The organism is gamma proteobacterium symbiont of Lampromicra miyakona, assembly GCF_059730895.1.
The window spans coordinates 1,423,235-1,448,421 of record NZ_AP035932.1 but is presented as its reverse complement, the minus strand read 5'-3'; the positions used below and the strand labels follow the sequence as shown (position 1 = coordinate 1,448,421).

The window sequence follows — 25,187 nt, the reverse complement described above, 5'->3', positions numbered from 1 at the left end:
AGGAGAGCGCCCCACTTATGCTGCTTCGTCTTGCCACAGCACTACTGATGTGCAGCGCCATTGCGCCGGTGCACGCGGTCACTATCCATGAAAGCTATGCCTTTGCGAAGCTGGGCGAACCGAAATACGCGGTCAACTTCAGCCATTATGATTACGCCAATCCGGCGGCGCCAAAAGGTGGCAAGATCACCCTCGCCGTGGTGGGCACTTACGACAACTTCAACCGCTATGCGTCGCGCGGCAACCCCGGTATCGGCACTGACACGCTGTACGACGGCCTGTTTACCACCTCAGACGATGAGCCCGGCAGCTACTATCCGCTGATCGCCGAATCAGCACGCTATCCCAGCGATTATCACTGGATGGAAGTGTCGATCAATCCGCACGCGCAGTTTCAGGACGGTACGCCGATCACCGCACAGGATGTCGCCTTCACCTTCGGCAAATTCATGACCGAAGGCGTGCCGCAGTTTCGCGTGGCGTTTCGTGGCGTGCAGGTGAAAGCGCTGAACCGGCTGACGGTGCGCATTGAGATGCCCAAACCAGACAAAGACCTGGTGCTGAGCTGGATCACGCTGCCGGTGCTGCCGGAAAAATTCTGGCAGAACAAAAAATTCAATGAGCCTATTGGCTATCCGCCGCTCGCCAGCGGGCCTTACCGCGTCACTTCGTACAAATCCGGCCAGTTCATCCAGTATAGCCGGGTGAAGAACTACTGGGCGGCCAATCTGCCGGTGAACCGCGGTCGCTTTAATTTTGATACCCTGCGCTACGACTACTATCTTGATGACAACGTGGCTTTTGAAGCGTTTAAGGCCGGTGCCTATGACCTGCGCGAAGAGAGTTCGGCGAAGAAATGGGCCACACAATATCGCGGGCGCAACTTCACCAGCCACGCCATTGTGAAAGCCACCACGCCGAATGACGTCGCCACCGACACGCGCTGGCTGGCGTTCAATAACGAGAAAGCATTGTTTGCCGACCGCCGCGTGCGCGAGGCGCTGACGCTGGCGTTTGATTTTGAGTGGATGAACAAAGCGCTGTTCTACGGCGCTTACAAGCGGACCGACAGCTACTTCCAGAACACCGCTTATGCCGCCAAAGGCTATCCTGACGCCGCTCAGCTGGTCCTGCTCGCGCCCTACAAGGCGCAGCTGCCTGCCGAGGTCTTTAACAACGCCTACGCGCCGCCGCACTCTGACGGCAGCGGCTTTGACCGCAACAATCTGCTGCGGGCGATGGCGCTGCTGAAGCAGGCCGGCTGGCAGATCAAAAATCAGCAGCTGGTGAACGTGAAAACCGGCCAGCCGTTTCAGTTTGAACTGTTGCTGCGCAGCGGTTCTCAGAACGACTGGGCGCTGCCGTTCCAGCACAGCCTGGCACGGCTTGGCATTACGATGACGCTGCGTCAGGTGGACAGTTCGCAATATCTGCGCCGGCTGCGCGAAGGCGATTACGACATGATTCCGTCGCTTTATCAGGCGATGCCGTGGCCCTCCACCAGCCTGCAATATGTCTGGCAGTCGGATTACATCAGCTCCTCATGGAACACCGCGCGGGTAAAAGATCCGCTGGTCGACCATTTCGTGCAGCAGATCGTGGCGCATCAGGGCGATGAAAAAGCGCTGCTGCCGCTCGGTCAGGCGCTGGATCGCCTGCTGCTGTGGAACGCCTACATGATTCCGATGTGGTACAACGCCGAACAGCGGCTGGCCTGGTGGGACAAGTTTTCCCATCCGCAGATTAAACCGGCGTTTGCCACCGGGCTGGAAAACTGGTGGTACGATGTGAACAAAGCCGGTCGTTTACCGGCCGATCGACGCTGAGGAGAGCGGTTTGGGTGCTTATTTCCTGCGCAGGCTGTTGCTGATTATTCCCACGCTGTGGGCCATCATCACCCTGAATTTCTTTATCGTACAGATTGCGCCGGGCGGTCCGGTCGATCAGGCGCTGGCCAACATCCAGTTTGGTCATAGCACCGGTCTGCCTGGCGGCGGCGGCAGTGACAGCGGCGCGCGCGGTGCGCTGGTGCGCGACAATCCCGGCGACAGCCAGTACCGCGGCGCGCGCGGGCTGGATCCGGAGGTGGTGGCAGAAATAACCCATCGCTACGGCTTCGATAAGCCACTGCTGCAGCGCTATGGCGAAATGCTGTGGAATTACCTGCGTTTTGACTTTGGCGACAGCCTGTTTCGTAACGCCTCGGTGCTGCAGCTGATTAAAGAGAGCCTGCCGGTGTCGATCAGCCTCGGGTTGTGGAGCACGCTGATCATCTATCTGGTGTCGATTCCGCTGGGCATCAAAAAAGCGGTGCGCAACGGCAGCGCGTTTGATATCTGGAGCAGCATCTTTATCATCATCGGCTACTCAATTCCGGCGTTTTTGTTTGCCATCATGCTGATTGTGCTTTTTGCCGGCGGCAGCTATCTCGACTGGTTCCCGCTCCGCGGCCTCACTTCGCCGCAGTTTGATACGCTGCCGTGGTACAGCAAAATCAGCGATTATCTGTGGCATATCACCCTGCCGGTGCTGGCTACGGTAATTGGCGGCTTTGCCACCCTGACCATGCTGACGAAAAATTCGTTCCTTGATGAGGTGCGCAAACAGTACGTCGTCACGGCGCGCGCCAAGGGCCTGGATGAGAAGCGCATCCTGTACGGCCACGTGTTCCGCAACGCCATGCTGCTGGTGATCGCCGGGTTTCCCGCCACCTTTATCAGTATGTTTTTCACCAGCTCGGTGCTGATCGAAGTGATGTTCTCACTCAACGGCATGGGGCTGCTCGGCTATGATGCCACCATTCAGCGCGACTATCCGGTGATGTTCGGCACGCTGTATATCTTTACGCTGATTGGCCTGCTGATGAATATTCTCAGCGATCTGACCTATACGCTGGTCGATCCACGCATTGATTTTGAGGGCCGATGATGCGTTTATCTCCCGTTAACCAGCAGCGCTGGCAGCGCTTTCGTCACAACCGGCGCGGCTACTGGTCGCTGTGGCTGTTTCTGCTCATCTTTGTGATGTCGCTGGGCGCGGAATTATTAGCCAATGACAAACCGCTGCTGGTGCACTATCAGCAGCGCTGGTACGCACCGCTGCTGTTTAACTACAGCGAGAGTGATTTTGGCGGCCAGTTTGCCACGCCGGCGGATTATCAGGATCCGTGGCTGAAACAACGTATTGATCAGCAGGGCTGGGCGCTGTGGGCGCCCATCCGCTTCAGCGACAGCACCATTCATTTCGCCACCGACGTGCCCTTCCCGTCACCGCCGTCGGCGCAAAACTGGCTGGGTACCGATGCTAACGGTGGCGATGTACTGGCGCGTCTGCTGTACGGCACGCGCATCTCGCTGCTGTTCGGTTTGCTGTTAACGCTGTTCTCCAGCGTGATTGGCATTGTGGTGGGTGCCCTGCAGGGCTACTTTGGCGGCCGCGTTGACCTCATCGGCCAGCGATTGATTGAAGTGTGGTCCGGCATGCCGACGCTGTTCATGCTGATTCTGCTCTCCAGCGTGATTCAGCCCAATTTCTGGTGGCTGTTACTGCTGACAGTGATCTTCGGCTGGATGAGCCTGGTGAGCGTCGTGCGCGCCGAGTTCCTGCGCACGCGCAACTTTGACTATATCCGCGCCGCACGCGCGCTGGGCGTGAGCGATAGCCGCATCATGCTGCGCCACATGTTGCCCAACGCCATGGTTGCCACGCTCACCTTTCTGCCGTTTATCCTGTGCGGTTCGATCACCACGTTGACCTCACTGGATTTTCTCGGCTTCGGCCTGCCGGTGGGCTCGCCGTCGCTGGGCGAACTGCTGCTACAGGGAAAAAACAATTTACAGGCACCGTGGCTTGGCCTTTCCGGCTTCTTCGCCCTCGCCCTGCTGCTGTCGCTGCTGATTTTTATCGGCGAAGCGGTGCGCGATGCCTTTGATCCGAGCCGGGGGCGCTAAATGAGTTTGTTAACGGTGAATCATCTGGCGGTGGCGTTTCAGCAGCGCCGCGTGGTGGAAGATATCTCGCTGCGTATCGACGCCGGCGAAACGCTGGCGCTGGTGGGCGAATCGGGATCGGGCAAGAGCGTGACGGCGCTGTCGATTATGCGTCTGCTGCCGCAGCCGCCGGTGAGTTATCCGCAGGGCGAGATCCTGTTTGACGGGCGCGATGTGTTACAGGCCAGCGAACGTGAGATGCGCGGGCTGCGCGGCAACCAGATGGCGATGATTTTTCAGGAGCCGATGGTGTCACTCAATCCGCTGCACAGCGTGGAAAAGCAGCTGTATGAAGTGCTGTCGCTGCACCGTGGCATGCGGCGTGAAGCGGCGCGCGCTGAGATTCTCAACTGCCTCGATCGCGTAGGCATTCGCCGGGCCGCGACGCGCCTGCAGGATTTTCCGCACCAGCTGTCCGGCGGCGAGCGCCAGCGCGTGATGATCGCCATGGCCTTGCTGACGCAGCCCAAACTGCTGATTGCCGATGAGCCTACTACGGCGCTGGACGTCACGGTGCAGGCACAGATTTTACAGCTGCTGCGCGAACTGCAGCGTGAACTGAACATGGGCATGCTGTTCATTACCCACAACCTGAACATTGTGCGTCAGCTGGCCCACAGCGTGACGGTGATGCGCAACGGGCGCGAGGTGGAACACAACCGCTGTGACGCACTGTTTCGCCAGCCACAGCAGCCTTATACCCGCGAGCTGCTGGCCGCCGAGCCGGACGGCGCACCGGTGCCGCTGATCGACGCGCCGCCGCTGTTGCAGGTAACTAATTTGCAGGTGGGTTTCCCGATTCGCCGTGGACTGCTGAAGCGCACCGTGGCGGAAAAAACCGCGCTACACAATCTCAGTTTTACCCTGCGGCGCGGCGAAAGCCTCGGGTTAGTCGGCGAATCCGGGTCAGGCAAAAGCACCACCGGCCTGGCGCTGCTGCGCCTGATTGCTGCGCGCGGCGAGATCTGGTTCGACGGCCAGCCGCTGCATCAGCTGAGCGCGAAGCAGCTACTGCCGCTGCGCCAGCGCATTCAGGTGGTGTTTCAGGATCCCAACTCTTCACTCAATCCGCGCATGACGGTACAGCAGGTGATTGCCGAAGGGCTGGCGGTGCACCAGCCGCAGCTTAGTGCTGCCGAACAGGAAGCCAGAGTCATTGCGGTGATGGAAGAGGTTGGCCTGGAGGCAGCGAGCCGCAGCCGCTACCCGGCGGAATTCTCTGGCGGTCAGCGCCAGCGCATCGCCATTGCCCGCGCGCTGATCCTGCAGCCGCAGCTGATCGTGCTGGATGAACCCACCTCGTCGCTGGACCGCTCGGTGCAAAAGCAGATCCTCACCCTGCTGCGCCGTTTACAGCAGCAGCATCAGCTGGCGTATCTGTTTATCAGTCACGATTTGCAGGTGATGCGCGCGCTGTGTCATCAGCTGGTGGTGCTGCGCCAGGGTGAAGTGGTGGAACAGGGTGAATGCGAAGCGCTGTTCAACGCGCCCGCAGCAGAGTATACGCGTCAGCTGCTGGCCTCCGCGCAGGGCGAGATCGGGCCTCAGTGACCGTCAAAGGTTTCGGCGATCGCCACGCCCTGATTTTTCAGACAACAGTTAGTGGCGCTCTCGTCGCCGCGCTGAATCAGCAAACACGGCTGCCCTTCACATTCGGCAATTTTGCACTCGACCTGAATCTGCGCCAGCGTTTCCTGGAGCTGCTGCAGGATTTCCAGCGCCGGATGGCCATCATGGCTCAGCAGGCGCAGCGCGACCAGATCCCCGTCATGCGCGCCGTTCGCTGCTTCCTGGCGTTCAATGGCGCCGGCATGTTCCAGCGACCAGCGGTAAAGTTGTGGTAAACGATGCACAACCGAGAGTTGCAGCATAGTGTTTCGGTTCCCAGAGACATTAACGTTATTCACAACGGACGGCTTCATCGCGGTGAATCCCCACCTGGCAAGCTCAGCATACGGACGTCAAGGATAGCTTTCTCGTTTTAAGCACAAAGCGTGATGCAACTTTATTATTTGCGAGCTTTCTCGCATTTATGCCTATGTTTACCGCGTTACGCGGCGCTTAACAATCATTTTAGACGCAATGTCGTTACTTTTTTATCAATTAATTTTCACAATATGGAAACATTAAGCAGAGCGAGAATGCGGAGAGGGGCAAATCAGGAGGTGAAATAACAGCAGGCTAAGGATCGACCCGCCGCCATCACGCGGTGTGGCGCGGACGGGCGGCGTAGCTGAACAACACGATTGAGACGGTAGCGCACAGCGCGATGGTGGCGACCATCGGCCAGGCGCTGTTGACGCTGACCAGCGACAGTAGCGCGCCAACCAGCGCACCGACGCCAAAGCGCAGCGTACCGGCCAGCGAGGATGCGGTGCCGGCCATATGGGGAAATTCGTCGAGGATCACCGCCATCGCATTGGAGGAGACGGTCGATACGCAGCCAATGAACATTGCCACGCCAAACACCAGCGGCAGGAAACCGAGGTTGAGCGCGCTGACAATCAGCAGCCAGATGCCCATGGCAAACTGAATCAGCAGACCGAGGCGGAACATCGCCAGCGGTCCGAAACGGCGCACCGCGCGGCTGTTAATCAGCGTCATGACAAACAGAAACACCACGTTGAGGCCAAAGTAGTAGCCGAAATTCTGCGGCGACACATGGTTCACTTCAATGTAAACAAACGGCCCGGCATTAAGAAAGGTAAACAGCCCGGCAAACGAGAAGCCGCTTGCCAGCATATAGCTGAAGGCGCGTTTGTGCCGCACCAGCGCGACAAAATTGCTCAGCGTGGTGCGCAGGTGAAAACGCTGCCGCTGCTCGGGCTTAAGCGTTTCGCGGATCTGCGTTACCACCAGCACGGTGGTAATCAGCGCCGCCAGCGCCAGCGTCCAGAAGATGGCGTGCCAGTTCCACAGCAGCAGCAGCCAGCCGCCGATGATCGGGGCCAGCAGCGGCGCAATGGTGGTGATCAGCATGACAAACGACATCATGCGCGAGAAATCTTCTTTCGAATAACTGTCGCGCATCAGGGCGTTGATCACCACGCTGGCCGCGGCGGCGGAGAGCCCGTGCAGGAAACGCATCAGAATCAGCTGGTCAATGGATTGCGACAGCGCACAGGCTGCCGCCGCGCAGGCGAAAATCAGCGTGCCAAGCACAATCACCGGTTTACGTCCGTAGCTGTCGGCCAGCGGGCCATACACCAGCTGACCAATGGCGAAGCCGAGGATGTAGAGATTCAGCGTCATCTGTACGCTGCCGGCCGACACCGCGAATTCACGGGCAATTTGCGGCATCGCCGGCAGATACATATCAATGGATAGCGGCATCAGCATCGCCAGCAATCCCAGAATCACCACTAATCCCACCGGTGAATTTTTTTCCTTACGCACCGCTGTCTCCCGCTATTTGCGCTGTTTCAGTTCGTCCGGCAGGCCGATGCTATTGATTTCCGCCTCGGTCAGTTCACGGTATTCGCCTTCACCGAGCTCCTCATCCAGCACAATCTCACCGATGCTTTCACGATGCAGCGCCGTGACGTGGTTGCCCATCGCCGCAAACATACGTTTCACCTGGTGATAGCGCCCTTCACTGAGGGTGAGGCGCGCGGCTTTCTCATCGAGGATTTCCAGCTGCGCCGGTTTGGTCAGATCTTTCTCGTTGTGCAGCTGAATGCCGGCAGCAAATTTTTCGATCAGCCCCGCGTCAAGCGGCTGCTCCAGTTCCACCAGGTAGGTTTTCTCAAGGTGATGGCGCGGAGAGGTAATGCGATGCGACCACTGACCATCATCGGTCAGCAGCACCAGCCCGGTGGTATCAATATCCAGCCGCCCTGCCGCGTGCAGTTTGAACGCCGCCGGCTCCTCAATGAAATAGAGAATGGTGGGATGATCCGGATCGTCGGTGGAGCAGACATAGCCCTGCGGTTTATTCAGCATGAAATAGCGCGGGCCCTGCTGCACCGTCAGCGGATTGCCGTCGTACTCTACGGCATCGTCCGGCAGGACTTTATACGCGGTGTCGCGCACCACTTCGCCATTGATGGTGATCTTTCTGCCACGTATTTCACGGCCGGCGATGGCACGGCTAACTTCCAGTTGCTGAGATATGAATTTGTCGAGTCGCATGAATTCGCTTTTTTGCCTGTTACTGCGGAGGGGAACTGAAACGGCGTTTGCCCGGTAAATCATTTACAGCGTAGCGCGGCGGCCACGGCATAATTGAGAGCAGGGTTAACCGTTGAAAAAGTGTGGGCAGTATAGCCTGAACCTTCGCCTGCTAATAGTGCCGATCCTGCGTTTCAGCCACTTTCATGGCATAATGCGCGTCCGTTCCAGAAAAAGCCGGTTCCCATGTCGTTTACCCTGCGCCCCTATCAGCAAGAAGCCGTTGATGCCACCGTTGCCCATTTTCGCCGCCACGCCACGCCAGCGGTGATTGTGCTGCCGACCGGCGCCGGCAAAAGCCTGGTGATCGCCGAACTGGCGCGGCTGGCGCGCGGTCGCGTGCTGGTGCTGGCTCACGTCAAAGAACTGGTGGAGCAGAACCACAGTAAATATCAGGCGTATGGCCTGCAGGCGGACATCTTCGCCGCGGGCCTGCAGCGCAAGCAGAGCGACGGTAAAGTGGTGTTCGGCAGCGTGCAATCAGTGGCGCGCAATCTGGCCAGTTTTGACAGCGCCTTTTCGCTGGTGATCGTCGATGAGTGCCATCGCATCAGCGACAACGAGGAGAGCCAGTATCAGCAGCTGTTCGCCCATCTGCGCCAGCACAATCCGCAGCTGCGTTTGCTGGGGCTGACCGCCACGCCATTCCGTCTGGGCAAAGGCTGGATTTACCAGTACCACTATCACGGCATGGTGCGCGGCGATGATAATGCGCTGTTCCGCGACTGCATCTACGAATTACCGCTGCGCTACATGATCAAACATGGCTTTCTGGTGCCGCCCGAGCGGCTGGATATGCCGGTGGTGCAGTATGATTTCAGTCGGCTGATCCCGCAGAATAATGGCCTGTTCAGTGAGGCCGATCTTAACCGCGAACTGAAACAGCAGCAGCGCGTCACGCCGCAGATCATGCGACAGATTATCGAGTTCGCTGAGACGCGCCGCGGCGTGATGGTGTTTGCCGCAACCGTTGAACACGCGCGGGAAATCCTCAGCCTGCTGCCGGAAAACAGTGCGCTGGTATCGGCAGAAACCCCGGTGAAAGAGCGTGACCGGCTGATTCAGCAGTTCAAAGCGCAGCAGCTTAAGTTTCTGGTTAACGTGGCGGTGCTGACCACCGGCTTTGACGCGCCGCACGTCGATTTGATCGCCATTCTGCGCCCGACCGAATCGGTCAGCCTGTATCAGCAAATTGTCGGTCGCGGATTGCGGCTGGCACCGGGCAAAACCGACTGCCTGATCCTTGATTACGCCGGAAACCCGCACGATCTCTTTACGCCCGAAGTCGGCGCACCGAAAGGCGCCAGCGATAACCAGCCGGTGCAGGTGTTTTGTCCGGCCTGCGGCTTTGCCAACACCTTCTGGGGCAAGGCGACCGAAGATGGCCACATCATTGAGCACTTTGGCCGCCGCTGTCAGGGCGTGATCGACGATGACGAGGGCAATCGCGCGCAGTGCGACTACCGTTTCCGCTTTAAAAGCTGCCCGGACTGCGGTGCAGAAAATGATATCGCCGCACGCCGCTGCCAGCAGTGCGACAAGGTGCTGGTCGACCCCGATGATATGCTGAAAGCGGCGCTGAAGCTGAAAGACGCGCGCGTACTGCGCTGCAGTGGTATGACGCTGGCGCACGGACGCGATGATAAAGGCGAGTGGCTGCAAGCCACCTATTTTGATGAGGATGGCACCAGCGTCAGCGAGCGCTTTCGCCTGCGCACCCCGGCGCAGCGCACCGCCTTTGAGCAGCTGTTTATGCGGCCACATCAGCGTGCGCCCGGCGTGGAGCTCGGTTGGCAGACCGCCGCCGATGTGGTGGCGTTGCAGCCGCTGCTGCGCCATCCCGATTTTGTGGTGGCGCGCGCCAAAGGCCACTTCTGGCAGGTGCGGGAAAAAATGTTCGATTATCAGGGACGCTATCGCCGCGCCAACGAGCTGCGCTAAACGGCGGAATCATTTGCCCCGCTGTGGCAATCCGGCTATAATGCCGCCCGCTTTTGCATCCGTAAAAGCGTATTGAATAACCGTCCTGTTGCTGGGTCGCCTGTAGCAGGAACTATAGAAGAGATCTTAAGATGTTCACTATTAATGCAGAAGTACGTAAAGAGCAGGGTAAGGGTGCGAGCCGCCGCCTGCGCGCAGCGAACAAATTCCCGGCCATCATCTATGGCGGTAAAGACGCTGCGGTTTCTATCGAACTGGACCACGACGCTGTGATGAACATGCAGGCTAAGCCTGAGTTCTACAGCGACGTGCTGACTCTGGTTGTTGACGGTAAAGAAACCAAAGTTAAAGTTCAGGCTGTTCAGCGTCACCCGTTCAAGCCAAAACTGCACCACATCGACTTCGTTCGCGCTTAATCGCTAACGGGTTGACGAAAAAACGCCGCATCTGCGGCGTTTTTTTATGGCGCAAATCCGGCGATCACTGGCCGCCGGTACGACGCTGCAGCTGATCGCGCAGATTCGGCGGCGTGCCTTTGATGGTCAGCGTATCGGTGGCCGGATCCCAGAAAATGCGCTCGCCCAGCAGCATGGCATCAAAGTTAAGCGTTAATCCCCCGCCGCTACCGGCAAATTTCGTCAGCTGACGCAGGGTGCTGCGGTCGGCCGGGAAATGCTCTTCCAGCTCATAACCCTGCTCCTGGGTAAACGCCTGAAAGGTTTTTTCGCCCAGCGGCGGCAGCTCGCTGGAGAGATCTTCCAGCGCAATCTCCTCGCCCGCCTGCAGCTGTTCATTGCAGTAGCTGTAGACCTGCTGGCGATAGTTCTGGCGCTCATTTTTATCCAGGCTCGACTCGGCACAGTAATCATCTACCGCCTGCAGCAGCCCGCGGTTCTGTGCTTTGGTATCCAGACCGACGCTGGCGCCGAGGAAATCCATGAAGAAATCGGCCACTTTGCGCCCCACGCGTCCGCGCAGGAAGGTCAGGTAGCGCGTGGATTCCGGGTTGGTTTCCCACTCGGTGAGATCGATACGCGCCACGATATCGGCATGGTTGATATCCAGATAGTGCGTGCTGCTGATGTCGAGCTGCTCATTAACGCGCATGCTCGACTGGCTGTTCAGCACCGCCACCAGCAGATACTCCACCGCCAGATAGCGATAGTGCAGAAACAGCACCACGCCGCCTTCGGCGAACGGGTATTTGCTCAGCTCGTCGCGCAGGCGTCCGGTAGCCGCACGGCTGAACGCCAGGAAGTCATCCTGCCCTTTACGGCAGTTGCGCAGCGCTTCCGCCAGCTCGCTGTCTTCATTAAACAGGCCGTAAGCCTTGCTTTTGGCGCTATAGACGCGGTGTAACTCTTCCGCCATCTCTTCTACCGCCTGCGTGGCAGGTAACAGAGTATCGCGCAGCACCAGTTCCAGCTGGTTTTCATCACGTTTGACTAACTGATGCAGGGCAATCTGGTCGATATCCAGACTCATGGTAGACTCTCCTTTTGGCTCAGGCGCGTATTCAAACACCGCCCGCAGCCGCTTTCAACTGCGCGCACAAACTGATCGTTCTGCTTGCGATAAAATTGCGGAAAAAAGTGCGTTGTTACGGTAATATACCGCGTTTTCACACTTGATTAGTCGACGATATGCCACAATCATCCCGTTACAGCGACGCGCGCGTCGAACAGCTTCTCGCGCAGCTGGCGCAGGTTCTTGAAAAAGACAAAGCGCCAACCGATCTTTCCCTGATGGTGTTGGGGAACATGGTGACCAATTTGATCAACACCGACATCGCACCGGCCCAGCGCCGCAGCCTCGCCCGCTCGTTTGCGGAAGCGCTGCAGTCTTCCGTGCGCGATGACAACGCCCACTAAATTGCAGATTTGACCTCATAAATATGGTAACCAACCGGCAGCGCTACCGTGAAAAAGTCTCCCAGATGATCAGCTGGGGGCACTGGTTTGCCCTGTTTAATATTCTGTTTGCGCTTATTTTAGGCAGCCGCTACCTGTTGGTCGCCGACTGGCCCTCTTCCCTCGCCGGCCGTATTTATGCGTTTACCAGCTGGATTGGCCATTTCAGCTTTATCGTGTTTGCCGCTTATCTGCTGATTATCTTCCCGCTGACGTTTGTCGCCATGTCGCAGCGGTTGCTGCGCGTGCTCTCCGCCGTGGTCGCCACGGCCGGGCTGACGCTGATTATGGTCGACAGCGCGGTGTTCAACCGTTTCCATCTGCACCTCAATCCGGTGGTGTGGGAACTGGTGGTCAACCCCGATCAAAGCGAGATGGCGCGCGACTGGCAGCTGATGTTTATCAGCGTACCGCTGATTTTCCTCGTTGAGATGCTATTTGCCACCTGGAGCTGGCAAAAGCTGCGCAGCCTTAACCGGCGTTCGTTTGGCAAGCCGCTGGCCGCGCTGTTTATCAGCGCCTTCTTTGCCAGTCATCTGCTGTATATCTGGGCCGACGCCAACTTCTACCGGCCGATTACCATGCAGCGTGCCAACCTGCCGCTCTCCTATCCGATGACCGCACGGCGCTTTCTGGAGCGACACGGCCTGCTGGATGCGCAGGAGTATCAGCGCCGTCTGGTGCAACAGGGCGATCCGGAAGCGCTGTCGGTGCAGTATCCGCTCAGCGATATTACGTTCCGCGATGGCGGAACGCGCCACAACCTGCTGATTCTGACGGTGGACGGACTGAACAATGCCACGGTGGATAAAGCGCTGCCGTCGCTCAATCAGTTCGCCAGTGAAAATGTGCGCTTTACCCAGCATTACAGCGCCGGACTGCAGCCGGAAAAAGGCCTGTTCGGCCTGTTCTATGGTATCTCCTCCAGCTACATGGACGGCGTGCTGGCGGCGCGCATGCCCTCTGCCCTGCTCGGCGCGCTGAACAGCCAGGGTTATCAGTTCGGCCTGTTCTCTTCCGATGGCTTTAGCCAGCCGCTGTACCGTCAGGCGCTGCTGGCGGATTACAGCCTGCCGCAGGCTGATACCCAGCCCAACAGCACCACGGTGACGCAGTGGCAGAACTGGCTCAATGGTCAGAAAGGCGGCGCGCCCTGGTTCTCATGGATCGCGCTCAACGGCGTGACGGTAACCGGCGACAGCACCAAAGCGCGCCAGCGCAGCTATATGCGCCAGGCGACAGGCGTGGATGAACAAATCGCAACGGTGCTGCATACGCTGCAGCAGAATGATGCGCTGAAGAATACCGTGGTGGTGATCACGGCGCAGCGCGCCATTACCTTCGACAACAGCGATAATCCGGGCAACCGCGCGACGCTGCAGGTGCCGCTGGTGGTGCACTGGCCGAATACCCCGGCGCAGAGCATCGATCGCCTGACCGATCAGCAGGATGTGATGACCACGCTGATGCAGCGCCTGCTGCACGTGCGCACCAATCCGGTTAACTATTCACAGGGTGAAGATCTGTTTGCCGCGCAGCGCAGCCATAACTGGGTCGCCAGCAGTGAAGATGGCAAACTGGTGGTGACTACGCCAACGGTGACGCTGGTGCTCAGCAACAACGGTAACTACAGCGCGTACGATGCCCAGGGCAAAGAGCTGAAAGATCATAAACCTCAGCTGGCGCTACTGTTGCAAGTGCTGACGGAAGAGAAACGGTTCACGGCAAACTGATTAATTATGAGGCAGTTAAGCTGCCGGCATATTGCAATCGCCAACGGAACCAGTAGTATAACCCTCCACGTTCGGCACGTAGCGCAGCCTGGTAGCGCACTGTCATGGGGTGTCAGGGGTCGGAGGTTCAAATCCTCTCGTGCCGACCAAAATCCCAAAGAAAAGCAGCCTTTATGGCTGCTTTTTTATTTTCTGCTGTAAAATCGCGGCGTTAAGCACAGCGCGGTAATAAATCCTAACGCTTTCCTTCATTGCATAATGACCAATCCTTTCCAGGCTTAAACGGTTAATCACCAATGCAAGGAGGAAACATGCTTGATGAATATAAACGCTGCGTGGAGGCTTGTTATCTGTGCGCAGCCGCGTGCGACCACTGCGCAACATCCTGTCTGGATGAGGAAAATGTGGAGATGATGCGCGAATGCATCAGGCTGGATATGCAGTGCGCCAATACCTGTCGCCTCACGGCGCAGTTCATGGCGCTAAACAGTGCATCGGTGCAGCAGCTCTGTCAGTTCTGCGCCGACATCTGCCAGCAGTGCGCGCAGGCGTGCCAGCAGCATCAACACCAGCACTGCCAGCAATGCGCTCAGGCCTGTCAGCGCTGTGCAGAAGAGTGCCGTAAAATGGCGGCATGATGCCAGCAGGATTGAGATTCGCTGCGGCGAGTCTCAATCGTTAACGCTGAGTGAAACCTCTGCCTCGCAGGGCTGTACCAGAATCAGCGGACATTTCTTCACCTTACACGCCTGCGAGTAAGCCAGCTCGCACACTTCGCAGATATCGCGCACGTCCGACTCATATTCATACTCCATGAAGTAGCGAAACGTACCGCTGCGCGTGTCACTGCGCCAGAAGCGTTGCGGTTCCAGTATTTCATCCAGCTGCCTGAAGGTCAGGGCTGAGGGGTTGTGAAAACCCACTCTTACACGATATTTAGTCATGCCCTGATAATTATCGAGTTTCCGCTGCGTTGCCAGCCGGAAACAATTCTCGCTGGGATAGGAAAAATCTTTGCTGTGGACAATGCATCGGGTGCCGCCACCAAATGCGCGACGGTCGCGGCACAGATAAAGGGCGAAACCGTCAGCGTTTGATTTTTAAATCATCGTCCCAGCTGTCTGCCGCCGCGTGCGCGGGATCGTGATCCTGCAGCAAAAACTCGCCGTTTTGCTGGGCGATCTGCTCACCGGTATCCGTAATCGCGTTTTGAATAAACACCTTTGCCTGCGCGCCATTCACAAAGGTGAGCTGATGGAAGGCGGTTTTGTTGCCCCAGTCTTTTGACGGCGCTGAAATATAGCGGATGGTGTAACTCTGGTCCTCAACGCTGCCCTGCATCACGTAGAGGCCATAATGATTTTCGCCCTGCGACAGGATCTTATACACCCCGTTGCTGTAGTAATAAATCACCGCATCCGGGAACGGCTTTTCATCATAGAGCTTGCGGTAGTGCAGTTTATGCACAAAGGTGGGTTTGCCGGGCACCATTTCAATATTGCCCTGCGCATTCTGGAAGCTGAGATCTGCTGCCTGTGCAGCGCCTACGCTCATGCAACCCAGTAACATTATGCCAGCCAGTTTTTGCATCGTTCGCTCCTTAGCCTCTTTCGTCAGCCACCAGCATGTTACGCCCACGCTTTACCCCGGTTAAACGAAGCGGCTATCGATGTGTGATGGGCTTCATAATACAGCCACCACAGGAAGGATAGAGATGGAAAATGACCGCGTCATTACCGCGTCATTACCGCGCCAGACGCGGCTATTCGCCACCACTACGACAGGCCCTGACCTTACTGTTCAGAGTGCAAAATCCTGCAGCATAATCTCGCATCACACTTCATTCATGCTGCGAATCAGGCACTTATCTGCAATCATTAAAGCGGACCGGGATCACGTTTTTACTGATTTGTGACAGCATTTCATTAAAGTGAAACAAAACTGTCACAGATTTCCCCTACCCTAAAGCTCCCGTTTATTTGATGGAATCTCGTTATGGTCATCAAAGCAAAAAACCTGCAGGATGCGGAAGAACTCCTGCACTCAGGCATCAGCAAAGTGGAGCTGGCGTATGATATTGGCAGCGATGATTTCTTCCGCCTGGCGAGCCACTGGTGTGACCGTGGTGCACGCATTACTAAAGGCCACCACCATTTTGTGGTGCAGATGAAGAGCTTCGCTATCCCGCCAAATCGCTAACCCGCAGCAGCCTTTTCGGCTTGCTCTGCCCGCGGCTGACTGGTAAAACACGCTTTTCCATCAGCCGTTACTCGTTATGTTCTCAGCCGAAACATCCCTGCCGCTGCCCGCTTGTGGTTTCATCACCGCCGCTGGCCACACCGCTGAATCGCTGTCGCTGGCGTGGTGCCGCTTTGATCGGCAACAGTGGCACGCCGCTTTACCTGCGCAGTGGCAACTGCCGCTGCCGTCTGCACTACAGCAGGCAGCCAGCAAACGCAAAATTGAATATCTCGCCAGCCGCTGGCTGGTGCGGCAACAGCTGGCGCAGCTGGGCATCAGCGATTTCGTGCTGCACAACGCACCGGACCGCTCACCGTGCTGGCCGGCAGGCATCCGTGCTTCGCTGTCGCATAGCCATGACTGCGTGGTGATGGCCGCGACGCGCGAGGCATTGTATGTGGGCATTGATGTTGAGCAGGTGATGGCAGAGGAAACCGCGCAGGACACGGCGGAACTGCTGATGAACGCGCAGGAGCGCGCGCTGCTGGAGGGCCAGCCGCTGCCCTTTGCGCAGGCAGCAACGCTGCTGTTTTCGCTGAAAGAGAGTCTTTATAAGGCGCTATGGCCGCGGCTGCATCAGCCGATGGCGTTTCATCAGGCAGCGCTGATCGAGCTCGACCTGCCGCAGCAGCGCGCCAGGCTGCAGCTGTGTCAGGATTTCAGCGCGGAATTTACCCGCAGCACCGTGCTGGACGCACGCTTCTGGCTGCAGCCGGCGCGCGTGGTCACACTGCTCACTCACCCGGCCTGCACGCAATAAAAAACCGGCGCGGAATAAGCCCGGGCCGGTGACAACACAAGACGACAGAAGTGTTCCAGGGAGGCAGAGACGAGGATCTCTGCTGCCATTCACTGTATCCCGCTGACAACGTCCTGCCCAATAAGGGTTTTTGCTAAGCTTTGCCGCCAGCCGTCAATGGCCGGTATCGGTGCGTTTGACGGCGTCCAGCGTGGCCATTTCGCGCTCGCGGCCGGTCAGCTCGCTTAACTGCCCATCGCGCATTTCCAGCAGCCGATCGGCATGAATAAAGTAGTGATCGTCATGGCTGATGGCGAACACGGTTTTGCCGGACGCCTGAAGCCACGGCAGCAGCTCGCGGTAGAAGATGCGGCGGAAGTGCGGGTCCTGATCGGCCGCCCACTCATCGAGCAGCAGGATATCGCGCTCCTCTGCCGCCGCCAGCAGCAGAGCAAGCCGCTTGCTCTGCCCTTTCGACAGCTGCAGGTTGAGTACCCGGTTGCCTTCCAGCTTCAGCTTGTCCTGCATTTTCAGCCGCTCCAGCCACTGCTGCACCAGCGCCGGATTAGCCGGCTCACCACCACGACGAATCAGGCGGTCAAACAGGTGCACGTCAGTGAACACCGCCGAGAAGTGCTGGCGATAGGCATCAAGGTTATGCCAGTCCATCTCGTTACCGTCCAGCAGCAGGCGGCCTGAATGCGGCTGATACAGGCCGGTCAGCAGCATCGCCAGCGTGGATTTACCGCTGCCGTTACCGCCAATCAGAAACACCAGTTCACCGCGGCGCAGCGTCAGGTTGATCGGCCCGACGGAAAAACCGTGCTCGCCATAATGGAAACAGACGTCGCGCAGCTCCAGCGTCTGCCAGTCGCTCACCGTCGGCAGCGCTTTGAAACCGGCGCTATAGGGAGCCAGATCGAAGGTATTAATTTTCCGCAACGCCACCTGTGCGCTGAGCAGCGTCGGCAGCGCGCCTACTGCCGCCAGCAGCGGCGTGCGCAGGAACAGCAGCGTCAGCGAATAGGTCGCGGCGACAGCGGTATTGGCCCAGCCGAGACCATTGGCCATGAAGAACACAATACCAATCGCGCCGAGCATCATAATGTTCGACCAGTTCACCGCGCTGAGATGGAAGGTATCGGCGCGCACAATGTGACGACGATAATCCGTGGCATTTTCCTGATACACGGTGTCGTAAATCAGCCGGGCACGCTCGCGGTTAAGCTGCAGCTCTTTGCGCCCTTCAATGATGGTCTGAAAATCGCGGTACAGCTCGTCCTCGATGTCGCGCAGCTTCGCCATGTGCTGATAGACGCGCGACACCAGCAGCCAGCCGCCGATCAGCGTCACCACCAGCCACAGTGTGGTGATCAACAGCATTTGCGGTGACAGCCACGCCAGATAGATCGCGGAACCCAGCGTAATAATGATGCCCTGAATCAGCTCAGGCAGGCGCACAAAGGCGATAGTGATGGCACGCACGTCGCTGGTCAGGCCGGCCAGCAGCTGAGCGTTACCAATCTGCTCAATGCGTTCAACCCGGGTATCCAGAATACGCTTGATAAACTCACCGCGCAGCCGCCAGACAAAATGGTGGCCGAGCTGAGTCAGCGCCAGCTGCGATGCCAGCGTCACCGCCATCAGCAGAAACAGCTGGGCGAGAAAACCCGTCAGCACGGTGAGCGAGGTATTAACTGCCACGATCAGTTCATTATTGATGTAGGCGATCAGCCCGATACCCAGCGCGGCGCTGAGCAGCGTCAGCACAATCACGCCAATAAACGGCCAGCGGTACTGACGAAAAACAACCTGAAGCAATGCCATTAAAAATTATCCAGAGGTCAACCAGGCAGCCTGCAGTTTAATGGCGCCTCGGGTGAAGGCAAGAATAATTCTCATCCGTTTTACGGTTACTGGGCGCGGCGGAAGGTCAGGTTGTAACGGAACGCGCCAGCCTGCGGATGGATGCCCGCTTTTAGCGGCAAAATGCCGTGATAGCGCAGGCGCGACGGACCGCCCCACACCACGATATCGCCGTGCTCCAGCAGCACGCGCTGCGTCGCATCGCCGCGCTCAAAACCGCCAAACTGAAAAACGGCCGGCAGGCCAAGCGATACCGAGACAATCGGCTGGCGTAAGTCTTTCTCATCCTTATCCTGATGCAGCGTCAGTTTGGCGCCGGGCTCATAGCGGTTAATCAGGCAGGCGTCCGGATTGAAACCGGCAAAGCCGGCCTCCTGCGCGGTCTGCTGCGCCAGCGTGCGGAACAGCGCGGGCATCGGCGGCCATTTACGGCCGCTGCTGACATCCTGTTCGGTGTACTGGTAACCGCGCGAATCGGTCGACCAGCCGAAATCGCCGCAGTTGGTCATGGCGACTGACATGCGATGTCCACCCGGCGTGATGCGATGGGCAAACGGGTTAAGGGCCGCGACGTCATGAATCGCCGCCAGCAGCGCATCGGCCTGCTCACGCGCCCGGCGACGCAGAATCACCGCGCCCTCGGCCAGCGGCTCCTGCCATGGCGCGTCTTCACTAAATAGATCCAGCACAGTTACCTCCTGTCAGGTCAGGGCTGATCGATAAGAAACGATTTGAACTGTGGCGACATCCAGTGGCTGAAACCGTCGCCCTGCTTCGTAATCAGATACACCGCCAGATGCTGTTTCAGCGCCAGCGCTTTGGCACGCTCGGTGCCGAGCACCATCAGCCCGGTGTCCCAGCCGTCGGCTTCCAGCGCGGTGGTGGCAATCACCGTGGCTGAGACCAGCCGGTGATCGATGGGTCGGCCGCTGGCCGGATCGATCACGTGCGAGATGCGTTTGCCATCCAGTTCATAATAGTTGCGATAGCTGCCGGAGGTGCTGATTCCGTGCCCCTGCAGATCGACGCGTGCCTCCACCGCGTTCTCGCGATCGGTCGGTTTCTGGATGGCGACCCGCCACGGCTGCTGGCTGGCATTCAGGCCGCGACTCAGCACCGCCCCGCCCACCGACACCAGATAATTAGTGATGCCCTGCTGCTCCATCAGCCGCGCCAGGTGATCGGTGGCGTAGCCTTCGCCCATGGTGGAGAGATCAACATACAGGCCAGGCAGATCTTTCTGCAGCCACTGGCCGTTCACCGTTTCAATCACGCGCAGGTGCTGCAGGCCGGTCTGCGCTTTGGCGGCGGCAATAGCGGCATCCGATGGCGTATGCGCCGGCTGCTGCGCCGGGCCAAAGCCCCACAGATTCACCAGCGGTCCGACGGTAATGTCCATCGCGCCGCCGGTCAGCTGGCCGATGCGCAGCGCGCGGGTGACGATATCGGCCATATCGGCACTGACCGGCTGGGGATCCTGCCCCTGATACTGGTTGAAGCGCGACAGCACCGAGTCCTTTTTCCAGGTGGAGAGTTCGCCATCGTCGCGATCGAGCTGCTGCTGAATCGCCTGCTGCAGCGCGGCTTTACGCTGAGAATCCACGCCCGCCAGACTCACGCGCCACACCGTTCCCATGGTTTTGCCTTCCAGCACCAGCGCCTGCTGCGCCGGTTTTTGCTCGCACCCGCTCAGCAGCAGTGCTACCATGCCTGTCAGCAGAATGTTCTGAAAATTCATCAATTCCTCGTCTGTAACTCATTACTACAGCCTATTACAAAGCATAACTCGCTTGTAAAACCGTCTAAAGCTGCTTGAAGTTGATCGCTGGCTGGCACAGCATACTGCGTTCCTGCACGAGAATCCTTACAGGAGCGACAGATGATTTATATGATTCTTGCTATTACCGCCGGGTTATTTGCTTACGGAAGCTTCCGTTGCTGGCAGCACTATCGCCACCGCCTGATTCAGCACTATCCGTCGCGCCGACGTTAAGGCATTGCACCAGCGTCGTGCACCCTGCACCGCATCAGCGCTGGCGCAGTGTAACAAAGCGACCACGGGGCGCGTGGCGCTGAGAGCGGTGGTATGGCATGAATTGTGCAGCGTTGATGGTGGGTTGAACATCAGCGAGGTGCAATATGAGTAAGGCAACAGAACAACAGGATAAATGGCAGCGCTGGCTGAGCTTTTCCGCCTTTACGCTGGCGGGCGTGGCGCTGGAAGGCAGCCTGCCGCCTGCCACCACATCCCCGCAGCAGGCGGCAAAGGCCAGACGCTGGCGCAACGCGCCGTAAATTACAGACCCAGCTCGCTCAGGCCCGGATGATCGTCCGGGCGTCTGCCAGCCGGCCAGTGAAACAGCCGCGCTTCAGCGCTAATCGGCAAATCGTTGATGCAGGCGAAGCGCTGAATCATCAGACCATCGGCACCAAAGTGCCAGTTTTCATTGCCGTAGCTGCGGAACCAGTTGCCGCTGTCATCGCGCCACTCATAGGCAAAACGCACCGCCAGCTTATCGTGGTGCCACGCCCACAACTCTTTAATCAACCGATAATCCAGCTCGCGGGCCCATTTGCGCTGCAGAAAGGTCACGACGTCCGCGCGGCCGTTAACGAATTCGCTGCGATTGCGCCAGCGGGTATCTTCACTGTAAACCTGCGACACGCGCTGCGGATCGCAGCTGTTCCAGGCATCTTCCGCCATACGCACTTTTTCTAAGGCACTTTGATGATCGAACGGGGGGATGAGCATTTTTTATCTCCTGATGATGTAGACAGGTCTGTCTACTTGATTCATCCTGCCGTATGTAGACAATTCTGTCTACCCCCGTAAACAGGAATTTTTTCTTATGCTCGCACCCCTGCTGTTTGATGCCAGCGCCAGCGCGCGTGACCGCATCCTGCTCAGCGCGCAACAGTTGTTTTATGCGCAAGGCATCCGTGCTACCGGCATCGATAAAGTGATTGCCGCGGCTGGCGTGACCAAAGTGACCTTCTACCGCCACTTTCCGGCCAAAAATGACTTAATTCTGGCGTTTCTGCAGCAGCGCCATCAGCGCTGGATGAGCGGCTTTCGCAGCGCGCTGGCGCAGCAGCCTGCCATCAACGTGGCGCTGCCGGCGGCGTTACTGAGCTGGTTTCAGGAGGAGGATTTTCGCGGCTGTGCGTTTATTAATAGCGCGGCAGAACTGGCTGATACCCTGCCGGAAGCGAGCGCACTGATCCGCCAGCACAAGCGTGAGATGGCGGCCGCCATTGCCGAAAGACTCAGCACGGCACAGCAGGATAAAACCGGGCAGATCGTGTTGCTGGTGGATGGCGCAATCGTGCAGGTTCAGATGGGGGAAGCGGCGCAGCAGGTGACGGCAACGCTGCAGGCGGCGCTGAACGCGCTGCTGGAGAGCAGAGCGTGACCCGCAGGCCACGCTCTCCGGCTTAGAACTGGTAAACCAGGCCCAGCGCAACGATGTCGTCGGTGTTGATACCGGCCGCATCGGTGAAGTTGTTGTCGTCCAGCAGGTTGATCTGGTAATCAACATAGGTCGACATGTTTTTGTTGAAGTAATAGGTCGCACCCACGTCGACATATTTTTTCAGGTTCTGGCTGCCGTAACCTTCGATATCGCTGCCGCGTGAGGAGACGAAGGCCAGCGACGGACGCAGACCGAAGTCAAACTGATACTGTGCCACCAGTTCCCAGTTGTCCGCTTTGTTGGCATAGCCGTACGCAGCAGAATCCACCGCGCCGAAGCGGGTTGCGTTGTAAGAACGGGTGTACATCGCCGCCAGATATACGTTGTTAGCGTCATATTTCAGACCGCCGGTGTAGGCTTCGGCTTTATCACCGCGACCAAGAATGCCTGGCGCGTTGCCGTTCTGATTGTTGGTACGGTCAGACTGGAACATCGCCGCACCCAGACCGAAGCCGGAGCCGAGATCGTAGGTGGTGCTCAGGCCCCATCCGTCGCCGTTCTCACCCAGGACATCACGACCGGAAGAGGATTCGGTTGGGTTGTCGTTTTTGCCCTGATACTGCACGGCAAAGTTCCAGCCATCCACCAGGCCGAAGAAGTTGCTGTTGCGGTAAGTCGCCAGGCCGTTGCTGCGCTGGAACATGAAGTTGTCCGCGCCGTAGGTGTCACCACCAAACTCCGGCAGCACGTCAGTCCAGGCGCCGATGTCATACAGTACGCCGTAGTTACGGCCGTAGTCGAACGAGCCCGCATCACCGAATTTCAGACCGGCGAAGCCGACACGGGTGTAGCTGTTAGCGGTACCCTGCGATTCTGCGGTGTTCAGCGCTGCCTGGTACTCCCACTGACCGTAGCCGGTCAGCTGGTCGGTCACCTGAGTTTCACCTTTAAAACCAAAACGCAGGTAAGACTGGTCACCGTCCTGGCCATCGTTGTCCGAGAAATAGTGCAGGCCGTCTACTTTGCCGTAGAGGTCTAATTTGTTGCCATCTTTGTTATAAATTTCAGCTGCGCTTGCTGAGCCTGCCACCAGCAATGCAGGAATCATCAGGGAGAGAACGCGACGTTTCATTTTATTACCCTCTGTAATGTGCCTTTTATATGTGCCACTGCTAACTGAATGCTTAAAAATTCAGCCGGCAAGCCATTGTTATTTTATGGAGAGCAATAATCTATCACGAAAATGATACTAAATTTCCGAAAGTGTTTCATTGTATTAAATAGTTATTTCCAAATGTAAATTTCGCGGAACTAATAATCAGCACACATCGGCAAAAAATATCGCACTAATTGATAAACCGAATTTTATTCATTTAAATACATAGAGATAAGATGAGATAAGCTGCCGCACTGAATGATAAAACTTAACGCCACTCAGCGCATACAATTACTCCCGCTATCATCATTTATTTCATTATTACCTTCATTCACCCCGAATGAGAGATTTACCCTAATTCCCGCCGGACATGATTGTCCGGCATTTTTTTACCTGCCATTTTTCTTCCGCTGTGTAATTTTATGTAAACCTGTTTACTGAGGTTAAATTAACCGCCACTCAGGACGCCATTATTTGTTCGTTTTCGCACTTTTTGTTCATTACTTAGCCATGATTGCACAATGTTAATTTCCGGGCGTAATAAAGTTGAACAGGAATATAGCCGATGCGTTTCCCCAACCGTTTGCGGAATATTCTTTACCACTATTCAGTGAGTTAGCGCTGCCGCAGCAATCGATTTTCACCCCAACTTAAGCCAAATTTTCACTGAATCTGTCGGTTTGATAACGGCCTGAGAGTTTATGAAGTCCAGGAAATGTCTGGAAAAGCGCAGCGCCTGGCAAAAGATCGGTAATATGCTGTTTTCTGGCGACCATTTTGCCCTGCTCTTCTCCTTCATTGAGCGGTGCCGCGCCAGCTTTAATGCTAAACTTCGTCGCTCGAACGACTTATGACAACGACACCTTTATGACAGCACTGGACGCCGCACAGCCCAACAAATTGCATCAGCGTGTCAATCTGGGAACACGCCTCGTTTTTCTCATCGCCGGTTTAAGCATGTCTGCGTGGGCACCGCTGGTGCCGTTTGCCAGCCAGCGTCTCCAGCTGACGGGCGCGTCGCTGGGCGGCCTGCTGCTGTGTCTCGGCATTGGTTCACTGGCGGCAATGCCGGTGACCGGTGCGCTGGTGGCACGCTTTGGCTGCCGCCGCGTTATGCTGTGCTCCACGCTGGTGGTGCTGGCAGTACTGCCGCTGCTGGCGACGCTGGATGTGATGTGGCTGATGGCCGCTACGCTGATGGTGTTCGGTGCCGGGCTCGGCATGCTGGATGTGGCCATGAATGTGCAGGCGGTTGAGGTTGAGAAAGCGGCGGCGAAGCCGATGATGTCCGGTTTCCACGGTTTCTTCAGCCTTGGCGGTATTCTCGGCGCCGGCGCGGTCAGCCTGTTACTTGGCGCGGGTCTGACACCGCTGCAGGCAGTGGGCGTTATCATGCTGCTGATGGTGCTGCTGTTGCTGTGCAGCCTGCCGACGCTGATGACAGAGCGCCTGCATCAGCCCGATCAACCCTGGCTGGTGATCCCGCGCGGCTGGGTCGCCTTCCTCGGTTGCCTGTGCTTTATTCTGTTCCTTGCGGAAGGCGCGGTACTCGACTGGAGCGCCCTGCTGCTGCTGCAGAGCCCGGGCATGAGCGTGGCGCACGCCGGTCTGGGGTACGCCATCTTCTCCATCGCCATGACCATAGGTCGTCTGACGGGCGATAAAGTGATTCAGCGCTTTGGCCGCTATCCGGTGATGCTGACCGGTGCGCTGGCGGCGGCAGCCGGCATGACGCTGGCGGTGCTGCTGCCGTGGCCGCAGGCGGCGCTGCTGGCCTTTTTGCTGGTGGGCTTTGGCCTGGCCAATACCGTGCCGATGCTGTTTAATGCCGCCGGTAATCAACAGGATATGCCGGCCAATCTGGCGATTTCCGCCATGACAACGCTCGGCTATGCGGGTATTCTTTCAGGCCCGGCTTTAATCGGCTTTATTTCCCAGTGGCTCAGCCTGAGCGGCGCGTTTTTACTTATCGCCCTGCTGCTGCTGGCGGTTGCCGCCAGCGCCCGGCTGGTCGCGCGTTAATTGCAGG

At 57.7% G+C, this 25,187-nt stretch carries 25 protein-coding genes and 1 tRNA gene; 15 read left to right on the top strand and 11 right to left on the bottom strand.

Features of this window, described 5'->3' with window-relative positions; genetic code table 11:
* The first annotated feature begins 17 nt into the window (after window positions 1-17).
* The 4 genes from AC6I8P_RS06640 to yejF are packed head-to-tail and all read left to right on the top strand — an operon-like array spanning window position 18 to window position 5,540.
* Window positions 18-1,826, top strand: a complete 1,809-nt coding sequence (locus tag AC6I8P_RS06640; RefSeq protein WP_498031072.1) for an extracellular solute-binding protein — start codon at window positions 18-20, stop codon at window positions 1,824-1,826.
* Window positions 1,827-1,836: 10 nt separating this feature from the next.
* The gene (locus AC6I8P_RS06635) at window positions 1,837-2,928 is read left to right on the top strand and encodes a microcin C ABC transporter permease YejB (RefSeq protein WP_058757245.1); all 1,092 of its coding nucleotides are present in this window, start codon (window positions 1,837-1,839) and stop codon (window positions 2,926-2,928) included.
* Window positions 2,928-3,950, top strand: a complete 1,023-nt coding sequence (locus AC6I8P_RS06630) for an ABC transporter permease (protein ID WP_498031158.1) — start codon at window positions 2,928-2,930, stop codon at window positions 3,948-3,950. Before AC6I8P_RS06635 ends, AC6I8P_RS06630 begins: the two co-directional genes overlap by 1 nt.
* Window positions 3,951-5,540 carry a microcin C ABC transporter ATP-binding protein YejF gene (gene yejF / locus AC6I8P_RS06625; RefSeq protein WP_498031071.1) on the top strand — a complete coding sequence of 530 codons (1,590 nt, stop codon included), beginning with the start codon at window positions 3,951-3,953 and terminating at the stop codon, window positions 5,538-5,540. It begins immediately after the preceding gene.
* Here yejF and AC6I8P_RS06620 read toward each other — a convergent pair.
* The 3 genes from AC6I8P_RS06620 to rsuA all read right to left on the bottom strand — a co-directional run bounded on the left by AC6I8P_RS06620 (window position 5,534) and on the right by rsuA (window position 8,120).
* Window positions 5,534-5,860 (bottom strand): YejG family protein, encoded by a 327-nt coding sequence (locus AC6I8P_RS06620; RefSeq protein WP_021509254.1) that lies wholly within the window; start codon window positions 5,858-5,860, stop codon window positions 5,534-5,536. The two genes, yejF and AC6I8P_RS06620, sit on opposite strands and share 7 nt — an antisense overlap.
* A gap of 331 nt (window positions 5,861-6,191) precedes the next feature.
* On the bottom strand, window positions 6,192-7,385 hold the full coding sequence (locus tag AC6I8P_RS06615) for a Bcr/CflA family multidrug efflux MFS transporter (protein ID WP_021509253.1): 1,194 nt from the start codon (window positions 7,383-7,385) through the stop codon (window positions 6,192-6,194).
* A 12-nt stretch (window positions 7,386-7,397) separates the two neighbouring features.
* The gene (gene rsuA, locus AC6I8P_RS06610) at window positions 7,398-8,120 is read right to left on the bottom strand and encodes a 16S rRNA pseudouridine(516) synthase RsuA (protein WP_021509252.1); all 723 of its coding nucleotides are present in this window, start codon (window positions 8,118-8,120) and stop codon (window positions 7,398-7,400) included.
* 225 nt (window positions 8,121-8,345) lie between these two features.
* Here rsuA and radD point away from each other — a divergent pair, with 225 nt between their 5' ends.
* Both radD and rplY read left to right on the top strand, forming a co-directional pair.
* Window positions 8,346-10,100 carry a DNA repair helicase RadD gene (radD, locus tag AC6I8P_RS06605; protein ID WP_394541806.1) on the top strand — a complete coding sequence of 585 codons (1,755 nt, stop codon included), beginning with the start codon at window positions 8,346-8,348 and terminating at the stop codon, window positions 10,098-10,100.
* 131 nt (window positions 10,101-10,231) lie between these two features.
* Entirely contained in the window at window positions 10,232-10,516 is a 285-nt protein-coding gene (gene rplY / locus AC6I8P_RS06600) for a 50S ribosomal protein L25 (protein ID WP_010618083.1), read from the top strand.
* Between the two features lie 64 nt (window positions 10,517-10,580).
* Here rplY and yejK read toward each other — a convergent pair whose 3' ends face one another.
* Entirely contained in the window at window positions 10,581-11,585 is a 1,005-nt protein-coding gene (yejK, locus tag AC6I8P_RS06595) for a nucleoid-associated protein YejK (protein WP_021509250.1), read from the bottom strand.
* Window positions 11,586-11,743: 158 nt separating this feature from the next.
* Between yejK and AC6I8P_RS06590 the strand changes: the two genes are divergently transcribed.
* From AC6I8P_RS06590 to AC6I8P_RS06575, 4 genes are all read left to right on the top strand, one after another.
* Entirely contained in the window at window positions 11,744-11,971 is a 228-nt protein-coding gene (locus AC6I8P_RS06590) for a YejL family protein (protein WP_021509249.1), read from the top strand.
* Between the two features lie 23 nt (window positions 11,972-11,994).
* On the top strand, window positions 11,995-13,743 hold the full coding sequence (gene yejM / locus AC6I8P_RS06585) for an LPS biosynthesis-modulating metalloenzyme YejM (protein ID WP_021509248.1): 1,749 nt from the start codon (window positions 11,995-11,997) through the stop codon (window positions 13,741-13,743).
* Between the two features lie 72 nt (window positions 13,744-13,815).
* Window positions 13,816-13,892 (top strand) — tRNA-Pro (locus tag AC6I8P_RS06580).
* A gap of 162 nt (window positions 13,893-14,054) precedes the next feature.
* A complete protein-coding gene (locus AC6I8P_RS06575; RefSeq protein WP_159378540.1) occupies window positions 14,055-14,381 on the top strand; it encodes a four-helix bundle copper-binding protein in 327 nt (108 codons plus the stop codon).
* Between the two features lie 33 nt (window positions 14,382-14,414).
* On the opposite strand, the gene AC6I8P_RS06570 is transcribed toward AC6I8P_RS06575, so the two are convergent.
* Together AC6I8P_RS06570 and AC6I8P_RS06565 are read right to left on the bottom strand one after the other, a co-directional pair.
* Window positions 14,415-14,687: a hypothetical protein gene (locus AC6I8P_RS06570; RefSeq protein WP_031280046.1), complete on the bottom strand. Its 273-nt coding sequence runs from the start codon at window positions 14,685-14,687 to the stop codon at window positions 14,415-14,417.
* 142 nt (window positions 14,688-14,829) lie between these two features.
* Complete coding sequence (locus AC6I8P_RS06565; protein WP_498031070.1) at window positions 14,830-15,333, bottom strand: hypothetical protein; 504 nt, start codon at window positions 15,331-15,333, stop codon at window positions 14,830-14,832.
* A gap of 405 nt (window positions 15,334-15,738) precedes the next feature.
* On the opposite strand from AC6I8P_RS06565, the gene AC6I8P_RS06560 reads away from it, so the two are divergent.
* Window positions 15,739-15,942 carry a hypothetical protein gene (locus tag AC6I8P_RS06560; protein WP_010618078.1) on the top strand — a complete coding sequence of 68 codons (204 nt, stop codon included), beginning with the start codon at window positions 15,739-15,741 and terminating at the stop codon, window positions 15,940-15,942.
* Window positions 15,943-16,018: 76 nt separating this feature from the next.
* Complete coding sequence (locus AC6I8P_RS06555; RefSeq protein ID WP_104093080.1) at window positions 16,019-16,744, top strand: 4'-phosphopantetheinyl transferase family protein; 726 nt, start codon at window positions 16,019-16,021, stop codon at window positions 16,742-16,744.
* A gap of 153 nt (window positions 16,745-16,897) precedes the next feature.
* Here the strand turns inward: AC6I8P_RS06555 and AC6I8P_RS06550 are convergent, their stop codons facing one another.
* The 3 genes from AC6I8P_RS06550 to apbE all read right to left on the bottom strand — a co-directional run bounded on the left by AC6I8P_RS06550 (window position 16,898) and on the right by apbE (window position 20,327).
* Entirely contained in the window at window positions 16,898-18,550 is a 1,653-nt protein-coding gene (locus tag AC6I8P_RS06550) for a multidrug ABC transporter permease/ATP-binding protein (RefSeq protein WP_481657513.1), read from the bottom strand.
* An 86-nt stretch (window positions 18,551-18,636) separates the two neighbouring features.
* Complete coding sequence (gene alkB / locus AC6I8P_RS06545) at window positions 18,637-19,278, bottom strand: DNA oxidative demethylase AlkB (RefSeq protein ID WP_059009149.1); 642 nt, start codon at window positions 19,276-19,278, stop codon at window positions 18,637-18,639.
* A gap of 17 nt (window positions 19,279-19,295) precedes the next feature.
* Window positions 19,296-20,327 carry an FAD:protein FMN transferase ApbE gene (apbE, locus tag AC6I8P_RS06540; protein WP_058775798.1) on the bottom strand — a complete coding sequence of 344 codons (1,032 nt, stop codon included), beginning with the start codon at window positions 20,325-20,327 and terminating at the stop codon, window positions 19,296-19,298.
* A 401-nt stretch (window positions 20,328-20,728) separates the two neighbouring features.
* Here apbE and AC6I8P_RS06535 point away from each other — a divergent pair, with 401 nt between their 5' ends.
* Window positions 20,729-20,884, top strand: a complete 156-nt coding sequence (locus AC6I8P_RS06535) for a hypothetical protein (RefSeq protein ID WP_164861051.1) — start codon at window positions 20,729-20,731, stop codon at window positions 20,882-20,884.
* 1 nt (window position 20,885) lies between these two features.
* On the opposite strand, the gene AC6I8P_RS06530 is transcribed toward AC6I8P_RS06535, so the two are convergent.
* On the bottom strand, window positions 20,886-21,341 hold the full coding sequence (locus AC6I8P_RS06530) for a nuclear transport factor 2 family protein (protein WP_058758444.1): 456 nt from the start codon (window positions 21,339-21,341) through the stop codon (window positions 20,886-20,888).
* Between the two features lie 97 nt (window positions 21,342-21,438).
* On the opposite strand from AC6I8P_RS06530, the gene AC6I8P_RS06525 reads away from it, so the two are divergent.
* Window positions 21,439-22,002, top strand: coding sequence for a TetR/AcrR family transcriptional regulator (locus AC6I8P_RS06525; protein WP_058769916.1), 564 nt, complete (start codon window positions 21,439-21,441; stop codon window positions 22,000-22,002).
* Between the two features lie 22 nt (window positions 22,003-22,024).
* Here the strand turns inward: AC6I8P_RS06525 and ompC are convergent, their stop codons facing one another.
* A complete protein-coding gene (ompC, locus tag AC6I8P_RS06520; protein WP_031280043.1) occupies window positions 22,025-23,134 on the bottom strand; it encodes a porin OmpC in 1,110 nt (369 codons plus the stop codon).
* A gap of 891 nt (window positions 23,135-24,025) precedes the next feature.
* Here ompC and AC6I8P_RS06515 point away from each other — a divergent pair.
* Window positions 24,026-25,180: an MFS transporter gene (locus AC6I8P_RS06515; RefSeq protein WP_058775802.1), complete on the top strand. Its 1,155-nt coding sequence runs from the start codon at window positions 24,026-24,028 to the stop codon at window positions 25,178-25,180.
* Window positions 25,181-25,187: the final 7 nt, after the last annotated feature.

What these genes read in the sequence shown, in the direction of transcription:
- AC6I8P_RS06575 (WP_159378540.1), top strand. Translation starts at nt 14,055, where the DNA reads ATGCTTGATGAATATAAACGCTGCGTGGAGGCTTGTTATCTGTGCGCA.
- AC6I8P_RS06525 (WP_058769916.1), top strand. Translation starts at nt 21,439, where the DNA reads ATGCTCGCACCCCTGCTGTTTGATGCCAGCGCCAGCGCGCGTGACCGC.
- AC6I8P_RS06630 (WP_498031158.1), top strand. Translation starts at nt 2,928, where the DNA reads ATGCGTTTATCTCCCGTTAACCAGCAGCGCTGGCAGCGCTTTCGTCAC.
- AC6I8P_RS06530 (WP_058758444.1), bottom strand. Translation starts at nt 21,341, where the DNA reads ATGCTCATCCCCCCGTTCGATCATCAAAGTGCCTTAGAAAAAGTGCGT.
- rsuA (WP_021509252.1), bottom strand. Translation starts at nt 8,120, where the DNA reads ATGCGACTCGACAAATTCATATCTCAGCAACTGGAAGTTAGCCGTGCC.
- AC6I8P_RS06550 (WP_481657513.1), bottom strand. Translation starts at nt 18,550, where the DNA reads ATGGCATTGCTTCAGGTTGTTTTTCGTCAGTACCGCTGGCCGTTTATT.
- radD (WP_394541806.1), top strand. Translation starts at nt 8,346, where the DNA reads ATGTCGTTTACCCTGCGCCCCTATCAGCAAGAAGCCGTTGATGCCACC.
- yejF (WP_498031071.1), top strand. Translation starts at nt 3,951, where the DNA reads ATGAGTTTGTTAACGGTGAATCATCTGGCGGTGGCGTTTCAGCAGCGC.
- AC6I8P_RS06620 (WP_021509254.1), bottom strand. Translation starts at nt 5,860, where the DNA reads ATGCTGCAACTCTCGGTTGTGCATCGTTTACCACAACTTTACCGCTGG.
- yejM (WP_021509248.1), top strand. Translation starts at nt 11,995, where the DNA reads ATGGTAACCAACCGGCAGCGCTACCGTGAAAAAGTCTCCCAGATGATC.
- AC6I8P_RS06555 (WP_104093080.1), top strand. Translation starts at nt 16,019, where the DNA reads ATGTTCTCAGCCGAAACATCCCTGCCGCTGCCCGCTTGTGGTTTCATC.
- AC6I8P_RS06560 (WP_010618078.1), top strand. Translation starts at nt 15,739, where the DNA reads ATGGTCATCAAAGCAAAAAACCTGCAGGATGCGGAAGAACTCCTGCAC.
- yejK (WP_021509250.1), bottom strand. Translation starts at nt 11,585, where the DNA reads ATGAGTCTGGATATCGACCAGATTGCCCTGCATCAGTTAGTCAAACGT.
- AC6I8P_RS06535 (WP_164861051.1), top strand. Translation starts at nt 20,729, where the DNA reads ATGAGTAAGGCAACAGAACAACAGGATAAATGGCAGCGCTGGCTGAGC.
- AC6I8P_RS06565 (WP_498031070.1), bottom strand. Translation starts at nt 15,333, where the DNA reads ATGCAAAAACTGGCTGGCATAATGTTACTGGGTTGCATGAGCGTAGGC.
- apbE (WP_058775798.1), bottom strand. Translation starts at nt 20,327, where the DNA reads ATGAATTTTCAGAACATTCTGCTGACAGGCATGGTAGCACTGCTGCTG.
- ompC (WP_031280043.1), bottom strand. Translation starts at nt 23,134, where the DNA reads ATGAAACGTCGCGTTCTCTCCCTGATGATTCCTGCATTGCTGGTGGCA.
- AC6I8P_RS06640 (WP_498031072.1), top strand. Translation starts at nt 18, where the DNA reads ATGCTGCTTCGTCTTGCCACAGCACTACTGATGTGCAGCGCCATTGCG.
- AC6I8P_RS06570 (WP_031280046.1), bottom strand. Translation starts at nt 14,687, where the DNA reads ATGACTAAATATCGTGTAAGAGTGGGTTTTCACAACCCCTCAGCCCTG.
- AC6I8P_RS06515 (WP_058775802.1), top strand. Translation starts at nt 24,026, where the DNA reads ATGACAGCACTGGACGCCGCACAGCCCAACAAATTGCATCAGCGTGTC.
- rplY (WP_010618083.1), top strand. Translation starts at nt 10,232, where the DNA reads ATGTTCACTATTAATGCAGAAGTACGTAAAGAGCAGGGTAAGGGTGCG.
- AC6I8P_RS06590 (WP_021509249.1), top strand. Translation starts at nt 11,744, where the DNA reads ATGCCACAATCATCCCGTTACAGCGACGCGCGCGTCGAACAGCTTCTC.